14 protein-coding genes are annotated in these 12,901 nt (G+C 31.2%); 12 read left to right on the top strand and 2 right to left on the bottom strand.

Annotated elements, in window-relative coordinates:
* Positions 1 to 12: 12 nt before the first annotated feature.
* From L2Z92_RS19080 to L2Z92_RS19030, 12 genes are all read left to right on the top strand, one after another.
* Positions 13 to 477: a hypothetical protein gene (locus tag L2Z92_RS19080; protein WP_236456297.1), complete on the top strand. Its 465-nt coding sequence runs from the start codon at positions 13 to 15 to the stop codon at positions 475 to 477.
* Positions 478 to 498: 21 nt separating this feature from the next.
* Positions 499 to 1,209 (top strand): hypothetical protein, encoded by a 711-nt coding sequence (locus L2Z92_RS19075; protein WP_236456296.1) that lies wholly within the window; start codon positions 499 to 501, stop codon positions 1,207 to 1,209.
* A 6-nt stretch (positions 1,210 to 1,215) separates the two neighbouring features.
* A complete protein-coding gene (locus L2Z92_RS19070) occupies positions 1,216 to 1,377 on the top strand; it encodes a hypothetical protein (RefSeq protein ID WP_236456295.1) in 162 nt (53 codons plus the stop codon).
* Positions 1,378 to 1,480: 103 nt separating this feature from the next.
* Positions 1,481 to 1,630 (top strand): hypothetical protein, encoded by a 150-nt coding sequence (locus L2Z92_RS19065; RefSeq protein WP_236456294.1) that lies wholly within the window; start codon positions 1,481 to 1,483, stop codon positions 1,628 to 1,630.
* 52 nt (positions 1,631 to 1,682) lie between these two features.
* On the top strand, positions 1,683 to 1,781 hold the full coding sequence (locus L2Z92_RS21550; RefSeq protein WP_379678298.1) for a putative polyvalent protein kinase domain-containing protein: 99 nt from the start codon (positions 1,683 to 1,685) through the stop codon (positions 1,779 to 1,781).
* 182 nt (positions 1,782 to 1,963) lie between these two features.
* Entirely contained in the window at positions 1,964 to 3,112 is a 1,149-nt protein-coding gene (locus L2Z92_RS19060) for a hypothetical protein (RefSeq protein WP_236456293.1), read from the top strand.
* Positions 3,113 to 3,460: 348 nt separating this feature from the next.
* Positions 3,461 to 3,793 carry a helix-turn-helix domain-containing protein gene (locus tag L2Z92_RS19055; RefSeq protein WP_236456291.1) on the top strand — a complete coding sequence of 111 codons (333 nt, stop codon included), beginning with the start codon at positions 3,461 to 3,463 and terminating at the stop codon, positions 3,791 to 3,793.
* Positions 3,794 to 3,868: 75 nt separating this feature from the next.
* Complete coding sequence (locus tag L2Z92_RS19050) at positions 3,869 to 4,702, top strand: SDR family NAD(P)-dependent oxidoreductase (protein ID WP_236456289.1); 834 nt, start codon at positions 3,869 to 3,871, stop codon at positions 4,700 to 4,702.
* A 17-nt stretch (positions 4,703 to 4,719) separates the two neighbouring features.
* Positions 4,720 to 6,150, top strand: coding sequence for a class I adenylate-forming enzyme family protein (locus tag L2Z92_RS19045; protein ID WP_236456287.1), 1,431 nt, complete (start codon positions 4,720 to 4,722; stop codon positions 6,148 to 6,150).
* Positions 6,151 to 6,165: 15 nt separating this feature from the next.
* Positions 6,166 to 6,570 carry a hypothetical protein gene (locus tag L2Z92_RS19040; RefSeq protein ID WP_236456285.1) on the top strand — a complete coding sequence of 135 codons (405 nt, stop codon included), beginning with the start codon at positions 6,166 to 6,168 and terminating at the stop codon, positions 6,568 to 6,570.
* Positions 6,571 to 6,824: 254 nt separating this feature from the next.
* Positions 6,825 to 7,745 (top strand): hypothetical protein, encoded by a 921-nt coding sequence (locus L2Z92_RS19035; RefSeq protein ID WP_236456283.1) that lies wholly within the window; start codon positions 6,825 to 6,827, stop codon positions 7,743 to 7,745.
* 289 nt (positions 7,746 to 8,034) lie between these two features.
* The gene (locus L2Z92_RS19030) at positions 8,035 to 9,027 is read left to right on the top strand and encodes a glycosyltransferase family protein (protein WP_236456282.1); all 993 of its coding nucleotides are present in this window, start codon (positions 8,035 to 8,037) and stop codon (positions 9,025 to 9,027) included.
* Positions 9,028 to 9,072: 45 nt separating this feature from the next.
* Here the strand turns inward: L2Z92_RS19030 and L2Z92_RS19025 are convergent, their stop codons facing one another.
* Entirely contained in the window at positions 9,073 to 10,950 is a 1,878-nt protein-coding gene (locus L2Z92_RS19025; protein ID WP_236456281.1) for a peptidase U32 family protein, read from the bottom strand.
* A gap of 311 nt (positions 10,951 to 11,261) precedes the next feature.
* Positions 11,262 to 12,899 carry an SWIM zinc finger family protein gene (locus L2Z92_RS19020; protein ID WP_236456280.1) on the bottom strand — a complete coding sequence of 546 codons (1,638 nt, stop codon included), beginning with the start codon at positions 12,897 to 12,899 and terminating at the stop codon, positions 11,262 to 11,264.
* Between the last annotated feature and the right edge of the window lie 2 nt (positions 12,900 to 12,901).

Here is a 12,901-nt window from a genome sequence, read left to right as displayed (position 1 = left end):
AGCTAAAGTAATATGAAATACAAATTGCCCATTTTAATAAATGAAACTGCCATCCGAGAGAGCGAATACATTTTTGTGTTCAATCAAAGGAATGGTTTTTCTGAGCATAGGTTAACGGTAGATTTATTTATTTCTAAAGAATTTGATTATGAATTGTATTTAGATTTTAGTACTTCAAAAGCAACAGCTAAAGATGTTGAGTGTCTCGTAAAAGGACCGTTACCAATAACAATCAAACAAAAATTGAAAGCGATTTTACGATATCCGAAATTAGATTATTTTTATGGGGACGCTTGGGAAGATATGCAAAAAAGACATTTCTTTTTTAATACAGAACAAAAATTGGTTATGTCCAATATTGGTGTTATTATGAATAATGAGGATAAAATTGAAAAAAACAAGTCCTTTTTTGAATTTTATAATGCATTATCGGAATGGATTGAAAAGCATTATCAATTTCAATTAAGTCTTTTGTAAATATTAATTTTAATGAGAACAATGAACTACAAAATAATCATAAACGAAGAAAAGCTAAAACAATTTGTCGATTGGTTACCTGATTTGTTGCCCAACGAACAATATTATATTACACTTTTAGCGCGTAAGAAATACTATCCAGAATCGGGTTTAAAAGCAGATAAAGGTCAATTAAAACGTGTTACGAGTACAAAAGAAAGGATTATTGATAAAATAAGACAATTTCAAATAGAAGAAGGAGCATATTTTTCAGATGGAGTAGCAGTTTGTCAAGAAAATTTAGCGGTTTACATTACTCCAAATCCAAGAGATTTATATCTAGCAGGTTTAAAAACCATCAAAGACATTACTGATAAAGTAATGAAAAATGACACACGTTTTAATCCGCAAAGCCTTGCTTTAAATGCCATTCAAGTAACCACTTCCAGAAAAGTGTTTTTCGATTTGGATATCGATTTTAAATCGACCGACTTTGAAGCTACTATTGCCAAATTTAAAGAAGACATTGCAGCAGTCATAAATGCAGATTGTCTTACTTATATTCGTACCAATGGAGGAGTGCATTGTTTGATTAAATTGCAAGCCATTCACTCAGATTATATGAAAAATTGGCATCAAAATGTAGCAAAACTATCCTGCGAAGCCTATGATGTAACCATGAATGGAGACAATGTTTTGCCTATCGTTGGGTGTATTCAAGGTAAAGATTTCTCCCCTTATTTTATAGAATAATCAAGAATGAAAGAACAAAACCTAAAACAATCAACCGTTCACGAAGTACTATTAGCGTTGCAACAAGATGAATTACCATTAGCTACAGCTCTAATTTTTGATGAATTGGATTGTACTTTACTTGAGGCTAAAAATATAGCAGAGAATATGAAAGAGAAAATTGTTTAATACAAAACCGTATCTATTTCGAAGTAATCTCGGGATTTACACCTGACAGGTTTAATTCTTAAAAAAATAAATTCATATATTTGTTTAACTAAAGTTATGAGATATGAACTGCAAAATATCATTTCAGGAAAGAGCCAAGTTAGGCATGGAGATACTATCCAAACAATCTCCCGTTACCTTAGAAAAAGCAAGAGCTCAAGCAAAACGATTGAGTCTAGTAAGCAAATCAAAAGTGAAGAAGCAACGATCATAAAGCAATTTACACCTGACAGGTTTCGAAACCTGTCTGGTGTAAACTAGGTTTTATTCTTGAAGATTTACATGATGAAAATGTTTTAACTTTTAAGGACAATCTATTTTTTATTGACACTGTTTTTTATCTCACAGAACAGTTTTACAAGTAAACATCCAAGCCCCAAAATCCCAAATCTAAAATGTATTATTTAATAGTTCTGAGTGACAAATTATAATCTTAAAGTTTATAGCGAATGTCTTTTACATTATAATTAATCTTTTTTAGATTCATAAAAATTTCAAAAAAAGATATATTTTTATAGTATAAATTTTCATCTAAATTGACACAACTATGGAAACACCACAAGACGACTCAAATATTGATAAAATCACACAGAATAGAGTAGACCAAGGCATTCAAGAACTATTGGATGAAAAAGAACTAAAAATACAATGGCGAAAAGAATTAGAACAAAACGAAGCTGTTCAAAATTATTTTAAAGGCTACCAAGCGTCTTCTGTAAAAACTTTTATAGATGAATATTTAAATAAAAAATACTTTTGGTTTCGGTTTGGAGATATGTATAAACAACTTTCCGATGACCATAAATCCCAGTGGATAGAACTAGCACACGACCATTTAGAAATTATCTTGCAAAAAAAACTATTTGATTTGCAATGTTTATGGAGAGCCGAACAAATTGAATTAAAAGGTGTCGAAATTTGTTTTGATTTTGTGATTTGGCAAAACGATATTTTCAACTGTCCGTTTTTAGAACCTATTACGCAAGACGACATTGAAATGTATCAGCAGTATTTATTACAAGAAGAAATGGAGCTTATAGAGTATTACGCGGGTGAAGAATGGCAAGATTATGAAGAAAGAAAAGCGGGCTACTTAAATCCTGATGGTGATTATCTTGAAATGCCAGATTGGTATGAATTTCATAACCTAAGAACGGGTAACACCAAACTATTGCTTTTACCAGATACTAGAGGAGATAAAGAAAAGTTGTATTCTGATTTGTACTTCAAAAACAAAGAGGAGCAAGAAGCAAAACAAGAGCAACCGCCAAGTAAACCCAAAGATAATAGAATATCACTTTCTGGTTATGATGAAGAAACAGTTACTTTTTTTGTGAAAACTTTTGAAAGTAAAGACATTCAAAACAAGCGCAATCATTATAATGAATATAATGATATTAGAGATAATATGTATTATGAAGACCTAGTTAGAGAACTAATAGAAGCTAAAGAAAATATACCCATAAGAGCACATTACGATTTTAGAGAAGCTCTAGTTTTGGCATATAATGAATACCGCTGTAAGAAAGTAGCCGAACATTTACCACTTGCTTTTGAGCAATACCAATTCAATATAAAAATGGGATTGTCTGTAGGAGATAGAGACACTTTTTATCATAGTTTGAGAACTAATTATGTAGAACGTTTTATAGCTGGAAGAATTTTAAATGGAGAAGCACCAAATCTTGATTTTTAATACGACTAAATCAAACAAAAACAGGTAGTTTTTCAAATTATTAGTATAGAAAGCGATACATTTTTAGATAAAAGAAAAATAGGCATATAGAAAGCGATATATTTTTTAGTCAAAAGAATAACAGACATATAGGAAACTGTAGATTTTTTAGTCAAAAGAAAAATAGACATATAGGAAACTATATATTTTTAGGTAAAAGAAGAATAGGTATATAGAAAACTGTATATTTTTTAGATAAAAGAAGAACATACATATAGGAAACTATATTTTTTTATCATAAAAAATAAATAACGTATAAATAAAAATAATATATTTGTTATAGCGTATCTATCTTAAAATAAAACCATTATGACAAAAAGCATACACATAGGAAGTCTCATTAAGCAGTTTATAGATAAAAAATACCTCAGAAGAACAGACGTAGCCTACAGTATGGGGATACCGAACACCGCTATATATGCCTACGAAAAAAGAAATTCGATTCAAACCGACACGCTTTTTAGACTTTGTGAGACACTCAATCATAATTTTTTTATGGATATTGCCAATGCACTTCCTAAAGAATACACCCAACATTCGGCTTCAGATAAAGATAAATTATTAGCAGAACAAGCGAAAGAATTGCATAAATTAAAACTCGAAAATGATTTGCTCAAAGAGTTAATCATGAATAAAAAATAAGGCAACAATAAGTTATGGCATCAGCATTTTGGTATTTAAAACCTAAACTTGGTCATTAAAACAAGAAAACACACTTTGAAGAAGATACTAGAGTACCTACTTTTTCCTACTGTTTCAATTAACTCGAAAAGATTGTCTAAGGAAATCAGTACTAAAACCATTGTAATTACAGGAGCAAGTTATGGTATAGGAGAAGCGTTGAGTTTGCTTTTTTCTAACTACAAGGTACATTTAGTATTGATAGCCAGAACAAAAGAAAAATTAGAGGAAATTGCAAAAAAAGTAACCCAAAACGGATCGCAATGCACTATAATTACTGCCGATTTGTACCAAGAAACTGAGGTCGAAAAAACCATTCAATTTTTAAATGAATTACCCAACGGAATAGATATCTTTATCTCTAATGCAGGAAAATCAATAACGCGTTCTTTAGAAAAATCACTAGATCGTTATCATGATTTTACAAGAACGAATGCATTAAATTACCTCGCTCCAGTGCAATTATTATTGGCTATAACACCAGTATTAGAGAAGAACAAGGGAAAAATAATTAACGTATCGGCAATTAATGTTTTGCTTTTACCAGCTCCAAAATGGGCAGCATATCAAGCTTCTAAAACAGCATTCGATCAATGGTTTCGAACCAATCTTTTAGAATGGAAACACATGGGGATTAAAGGGAAAACAATATATTTACCATTGGTTAGAACAAAAATGATTCTTCCAAATGAAAACTATACAAATTATCCCGCCATGCTACCCCAACAAGCAGCAATACGAATAGCAAACCTTATTTGTTCAACAAAAAATCATACGTCAAGTTGGTGGAGTATTTTCCCAAGAACGGGGAGTTTTTTCGGAAGATACCTTTGGGAAAACGTAGCTTTTATTCACCCTAAAAATAAATAATGAAGTTTCGGTTAATCATGAAAATCGTAGGAGTTAAAAACGTACTTCGTTTAGTGGTATCCATCAATAAACACGGTTTCAACCTATTGTCTTTGTTAGATTTTGTAAAGCACTCACCATTGACCGATGCCTATATTGAAGACGATAGTGTTAAATTATCCTATAAAGAATTGTATGAAGAATCGGTTGTTTTAGCCCATTATTTAGAAACAAAATATAATCTGAAAGCGAAAAGCAAAGTAGCTATTATTAGTAGTAATTCTGTGGCAATGGTTAAAACATTGTTTGCTGTTTCTAGTTTAGGAGCCGATATTGTTTTACTAAACCCAAATCAGAAAAAAGACTACTATACCTCTATTTTTGAAAAGAGCACCTTCCTTTTAATTATAGGAGAAAACAAGAATGAGTGGCAAGATGTTAACCTTCCTTTTTTTAACGAGAATGAAATTATTGCGACTTCAGTTTTAAAACGAAAAGCGAAACGAAAAAGCGGTTCTATTATCATTTTTTCAAGTGGAACAAAAGGCAAGCCTAAAAAGGAAAAAAGAAAATTAGCAGTTGCGAAATACATAAATCCAGTAATCGATATCATTCAGAAGCTAAATTTAATAGCAACTAAAACTGTACTCATTTCGGTTCCTGTTTTTCATGGTTATGGCTTAGCGGCTCTATTTTTATCACTCTTTCTAAAGAAAAAAATCCGCTTGACTAGAAAATTCGATGCTAAAGAAACGCTTCAAATTTTAGAACAAGAAAATATCAACTGTTGGATAGTAGTTCCGTTAATGATTCAGAAAGTATATGCTATTCGAAACCTTCAAACAAGTGCTTTGAAAAGTATTATTTCTGGTGGCGACATTTTGCCAGTTAGGGTTGTTAAAAATATCCATGAAACATCAAATATAGCAATATATAATATGTATGGTACATCGGAAACAGGAGTGTGTATTATTGCAACGAATGACGATTTAAAGAAATACCCAAACACAATAGGAAAAAGTATTTTAGGTGTAAAAATGAAAGTGAAGGATACTAAAGGAAAATCAATAAATAATGAAGATATTGGACAATTAGTTGTAAAATGCGAATGGGCATCAGACGATAAAAAGGATGATTTTTACACTACAGGAGATTTGGTGTCTAAAAATGAAGAAGGCTATTACTTTTACAGAGGTAGAATAGATGATTTAATAGTACTTGGCGGAGAAAATATTTATCCTAACGAAATAGAATCGATGATTTACAGGAATTCAAAAGTGAAATGGGTAAAAGCAAGGGGTAGCAGAGAAAACGGAATGGTTGGTATTCATTTGGATTTGTTAGTCGAAGATAGGATTAGCTTTAATGAAATGGAGTTTCAAAACTGGATGACACAAGAAATGCCAAAATATATGATTCCAAAATCGATAAAGGTTGTAGATTATGAACCCGATTTGAAATTAATGTAACTGATAATAAAGGATATGCTTAAAAGATATAAAATACGAAAACAAAACAATCAAATTGGGTATCATGCAGGTTTTGAAATTGATGTGAGTTTTAAAAAAAAAGAAAATAGTAGTAAGAATATAGTAATACATCCAAATTCAATTCAAGAATGGAAAGCATCAACGATTGAAGGGATAAATATTTTTTATGAAAGTTATAAAAACGAGTTTCAAGGTGATTTAACCATCAAAATTAGAGACATTATAATTATGCCTGTTGATACAAAAGAAATAATTGTGACTTATACCATAGTTAGAACACTTTGCCATTGGTTTCAATTGGATTATCTACCTATTTTAAAGCAAGCTAAATTTGAATCCTTGTTTTTTCTTAATGAATTCGATTTTAGAACAGATGATGAAACAAGTTTTTATATTTAAGTAACTAATAATAATACAATAAAAATGTGAATAAGAATTACCGTTGAAAAACTATCTTTAAAAACGAATTGCATCTAAGCGGTAGATGTTAATTCTTATACAAATAAACTTTATCATTTGTTAAAAGGCAGTATAGAAAAACTATAATAAATATTAAATAACTGTATTTCAGTTGTTTAATATTGTCAAAGTGTTTTTGAATAAAAAAATAGTACGTAAATTTAGGTATTAAACAATTTAAATAAACACAAATCATGAAAAAAAAAATAGTTGTAAAGCTCGTTTTAGCATGTATAGTTACATTGCTTTGGTCTTGTCAAACTCCTGATGAATCTGACAATTTAGAATCAAATGAAAACAATAAGACGACTTCAAATTCTTTACGTGCTCCTGCATGTGGAAGTATGTATGCATTAGTTTTATCTTTTGGAACAAGTACGCCTATTCCTGGAGGAATCACCTCTCATGTGTATAAAGTAGATTTATGTTCTTCAAGTACTGTGGGGTACAATTATCTTTCAACGATTAAAATAGGAGGAACTCCAGTTACGAGTGTTACTGGACTTTGTGATATGCCTGGAGCTTCGGGTTATGCTTGGGCAGTAACGGGTGCAAATTCAAATTTCCCTCAGAAATTACTGAAACTTGAATTAGCAACAGGTAATGCAGCTGTAGCTTTTAACACAACTGTACCTTTGCAAGATATTGAGAATTATGGAAATACAGGTCTTTTCTTAGCTATAGAAGAGGCAACATCGACCATAATGAAAGTTAATGTTAGTTCAGGAGCATGTGTGCCATTTTCATCAATTTCACCTGTGGCACAATATAATGGGTTAACATTTGTAGGGAATAAAGTTCATGTAATTTCTGGTTTAACAAATTATATTTGTTCTCCAAATTTGGGAGATATTTTAGAATATGATTTAGGAGGTAATTTAACAAGACGATATTCGTATAAGAACCTGCCAGTTAATAATATATTTACAATGAAAGAACTAGGCTTTCATTTTGATAGTTGCTGTAAAAAATGGGTTGTGGGAAGCTCGTCTGGTATTATTTCAAATAACTTTGATGTTACTCCTTGTACACCACCAAGCCCTATACTTTTGTTAAATACTTTTTCAACAAGTCAACCGCATCATGCTATATATGATTTTATGGTAGAACCTTAAATAGAAAATTGTATTCACTATTATAGATGTGACTATCCGAAAAGTAAGAATCGCAACAAGCTGAACTTGTTTCAGTTTTTATTAGATTCCAAAATAAATTAGCAATGATAATTTTATTACTTTTCGCATAGTCATATTTTTTTTAATTTCTTAATTTTAAATAATAATTAAGTTTGTGTAACCTTAAATTTTCAATGATTTGTTATCACTACTTTTGATCAGTTTTGAATTAAAAACATACAAAAACTACTAGTAAAAAAGTTTTTAGTTCAATGTAAAAGACCAAAGTATGAAAATATTTTATGCAGTACAAGCTACAGGAAATGGGCACATTAGTAGAGCAACACAATTATATCCTTATTTGCAAAAGCATGGTGAAGTCGATTTTTTTCTAAGTGGTAATAATGCGAGTTTAGATTTTGCATTGCCCTTAAAATACAGAAGTAAAGGATGTAGTTTGTTTTATAGTAAATGTGGCGGTTTAGATTATTGGAACATTACAAAGAATATAAAACCCTATCAAATTTATAGTGATGCTAATAAATTACCATTAAAAAATTATGATGTCATAATTAACGATTTTGATTCGGTAACAGCATTAGCATGTAAGTTGCAAAATGTGCATTCGGTTCAGTTTGGACATCAAGCTAGTTTTACCTCCCAAAACACACCAAGACCCGAAAAAAAGAGTAGAATGGGAGAGTTTATTTTTAAAAATTATGCTCCTGCACCACAAAATTTAGGATTGCATTTCGAAGCCTACGATTCGTTCATTCATCCACCAATTATTAAGGATGAAATAGTAAACGCAACACCTCAAAACCTACAACATATTACAGTTTATTTGCCTTCTTTTGATAAAGAATGTTTAGAAAAAGCATTTAAATTGATTCCTTCAGTAGTCTTTCATTGGTTTTTAGACACAGTGAAAGAAACACATACCATTGGAAACATAACCTATTTTCCTGTAAACCAAAAAGAGTTCAATACAAGTCTCATTAATTGTGAAGGGATTATTACGGGTGGTGGATTCGAAACCCCATCGGAAGCATTATTTTTAGGAAAGAAAATACTCTCTATACCTATTAAAAAGCATTACGAGCAAGAATGTAATGCAGCAGCACTAAAGAAAATGGGTGTTCCTGTAGTATATGATGTTAAAGACGACTTTAATCAGATTATTGAAAATTGGTTAAATATGGACATTATCTATCCTAAAGTAAAAGCGAATAATATTCCAGAAACACTAGAATTTTTGTTTGATACCTATAATGTGAAGTAGTACTTAGTAGAATTCACTAACCACTAAGTACTAATCACTTATTTTTTAACGCGACAATTGTTCATCTTCATCAACAAATTCTAATTCGGCATCTTTTTCCCAGATTTCCATTTCACAAGGTTTGCAATTAAATTTCAATTTGTATGCATTTTCACCATGTGTTAACGTTAATGGTTCTACCAGTTTTTCGCCCATAGTATCACGTTGAAAACGAGCACATTTACCCAATTCATATTTTACGCAATATTTGGTAACCATAACTCTTGCTTTTCCAGGATCCCATTGCAATTCGAAAGCCTTTTCAATTTCTTTTACACCATGACGTTTGTAAAATTGTCTCGCCAGATGATTGGAAACATTGTAGGTGAAATCTAATACCTCTACAGGATAAGGATGATCTGTTTTTGTAATTTGAAATTCTTCTCTATGATATTCATTTACACGAATATCGATTAACTGTTCTAAAGTTTCTCTTCTAACTTCGTTTACTTTGGAAATAGGTAAAAACCAATTGTTTGAAAAATCAATCGAAATTTCGTCTACAATGAAAGGGGTATTTCCAGTTTTAGAAAGATTCGTTTTAATATTTGGAATAGTAGAAGCATCATTTTTAGCTACTTCTTTTAGAATAGCTAAAGTAGCAGAACTTGTATGTCCGTCTTCATCTACAGCAACCAATTGGAAACCGTCTGGTGTTTCAAAGAAGTTTAAAGAAACGCCAATTTTTCGAACCACACTATTTTCTTTTTCTACTAATTTGTTAAACTCAGCATCTGAATTTCTATAAATCTTTGTACCAATTGGTAAAGGTTTGAAAGTATTGGGTACAACAATATTGTTTATAATGATGTTTACTTGCGTTCCGTCGGCTTCACCCGCTTCATTAATAAAGTAAAGACCATCACCATTGTTTAGTTTTTCATAATTTTCAATAACATAACCATTGGCTTTAATTTCAATTAGCTTTCCAATAATTTGTCCTTGCGATTTTGGACTTTCCCAGTTACCTATTTTTTCCTTACGTTTGTTTACGAAATAATCGGTGTAACCTCTGTTAAAACTACGATCCATTTCGGCTTCAAAATTATAGAAAGTTCTACCTGAAGATGCTTTTTGAAAGTGTTCATTGTTTTCTAGAAAAGCATCTAGTTTCTTTCTTAAAAACGAAGTGTTGTTTTTTACATAAACCACGTCTTTCAAACGACCTTCAATTTTGAAAGAAGTAATACCTGCTTCAATCAAATTAGGCAATTGATCGCTTAAATCTAAATCTTTAATAGATAATAAATGACTATTTGAAAGTAAAGTAGCACCTGTTCCATCGGTTAAATTATAAGGAAGACGACAGTTTTGCGCACAAGATCCTCTGTTGGCACTACGTTCTCCACCTGCAATACTCATATAGCAATTACCACTAAAAGAAACGCAAAGCGCACCAGAAACAAAAAATTCTAACTCTACATCAGATGCTTCATGAATTTCTCGAATTTGATCTAAATTTAATTCTCTAGCCAAAACCACACGTTGAATTCCAGCATCTTTTAGAAACTTCACATGTTTTGGGTCTCTATTGTTGGCTTGTGTACTGGCATGAAGAACAATAGGAGGAATGTCCATTTCCATAATAGACATATCTTGTATGATTAATGCATCGACACCAATATCATATAGTTCATGAATTAATTTTCGGCAAGGTTCTAATTCGTTTGGATATAAGATAGTATTTAAAACTACAAAAACTTGTGCTTTAAATAAATGCGCATAGGTAACCATTTCTGCAATATCTTCTACAGAATTGGTAGCATTTGTTCTTGCACCAAATAAGGGAGCACCAATATATACAGCATCTGCACCAGCATTAATAGCCGCAATTCCTTGAACCAAATTTTTGGCAGGAGCCAAAATCTCAACTTTCTTTTTCATACAATTAAAGGATTGTAGTATGATTTATTTAATAAAAAGATATAAAACCATTTATCACTTGAATTTACTGGAATAAAACCCCCTTTTTTCCTCGCTATTTCAATATATAATAAAAACTTAGCGATACTATGCTTAGATTTTCTATTTCATATCAAGAAAAAAAGCATCATTTTCTTTTACAGTAAATTCAAATCACAACTGGTATAAAACGGCAAAAGTATAAAATACTTCATTACAAAATTGAAAAGTATTTCAATTTTGAAAGAATTTAAATGGATAAATTGTAAAAAACTAATTTTCTCTTATATTCTTTATTTTGAATGCAATGCCATTCGTGTTGCTAAAATATGCTCACAAGGGCCTTTTTGTAATTTATTGGCACTATAAAAAGAACATTCACAATAACCTTCAATTAAACGATTGTCTTTGTCTAAGACGGCAAGTGTGTTGAAATTATAATTTTTATCTTTTACTTTTCCTTTAATATGTAACGTATCAGCTTTAATATCTGTTGTAATTTTCACACGATTATCCGTAATATATTGATTTGCAACTTCTTCTTGTGGACTAGCAAAACTCAGACTTTTCATGTCTAAAGGTTCTTGTGTTAGTTCACGAACGCGATACACACCAAGATTCAAATCGTAAATAACACGACCTGCTTGTGTATAGGCAGTTAAAGATGCTGAAACCACAGAAGGATCTAAGTTTAATTTTTGTGCTAAGTTAGCTGAGGTATCAAACCAATTTGTTTTTAATGCGTCGAATACTTTTTCTTGCGTAAACAAATCAACGTTACTACGTGGTGCCATTAAATCGAAATTTCCAGCCGTACTCCAATCATTGTTGGTCCATCCAGAAAGTCCAAGAGTATAGGACATATCTCCTAAATCGGCAATGAAGAAAGAAGGTAATCCAGAACCCAATAAAACGACTTTAAAGTTTTTAGCAATTGGAATTAAACGTTCTAAAATAAGTAAGCGTCTTCTTCCCCAAATTCGAATAGTTTTGGCTGTATTGCCTTGAAAAATAGAACGATGAAAAATTATTTCTTCATGCCAAGGTTCAAAAACAGCTTTAATAGGTTGGTCTGGTTCTAAAATGAAGCGTAAAGCTCTTGGTCCTTTTTTCTCTTTAAAACGACGTAAAAATTGACACAAGCTATATATATCCATTGGATGCAAATCTAAAACGGTTGCAGGCAATGTCATAGCAGAACTTACTTGTAAAAAACCTCTAACCCAAGAATCGGGCAAATCAATCTTTACTTCTTTATAGACTTCTTCATTGGTTGTTTTAGCTTCAAAACCAGAAGGGTCAATCTTGAATTCGGTATCTTTATACTCTCTTATTTTTTGAAACTCATTATATAAGCCTTGCGAATAATCAATATTAGTTGTTCCGCATTTGAATTCATTAATTTCAGAGAAAACATTATAATTGCAACTCAGCTTTCCATAGGAAGATTCATCTTTACTGAAACATTCAAAGAAAACTTCATCAGGATGAACAGTAATCACAGGATCAAGAACAAACCAAGCGTCTTTGTCATTCTTATATAAATAATCAAAATAGGCGGATTTTGCTTTATTAAAAGGCCCCATAACGAGACTTTTTTCTTTATAAACCGTATGCAATTGGTCTTTTAACTCTTGAATGCGATTTCGAACCGTTTCAATTTGAAAATCGGCCATGTATTCGCTCAACCAAATTTTTTCTTGTTCCGCAGCCCAAGCTTTATACTCTTCTTTATCTTTCGGTTGAAAACGCAAATCGGAAATAACCACATCATGCAATGCAGAGATGGCTTCTCTAAAGGCAATTTTCTTATTTAGTTTACCTACAAAAAAGGTAGGTTCTCTTAATGTGTCAGGAGAAAAACTAATCCCTGTTTGCTTTGTGGTGTTTTTAACACTTGTGCTTCCGCTATATTTATAATCAAATAACATAA

The sequence above is a fragment of the Flavobacterium jumunjinense genome (genome assembly GCF_021650975.2).
Taxonomy (GTDB): domain Bacteria; phylum Bacteroidota; class Bacteroidia; order Flavobacteriales; family Flavobacteriaceae; genus Flavobacterium; species Flavobacterium jumunjinense.
Note: the sequence above shows the minus strand (reverse complement) of the source record. Positions and strands in the feature narration are given on the sequence as shown.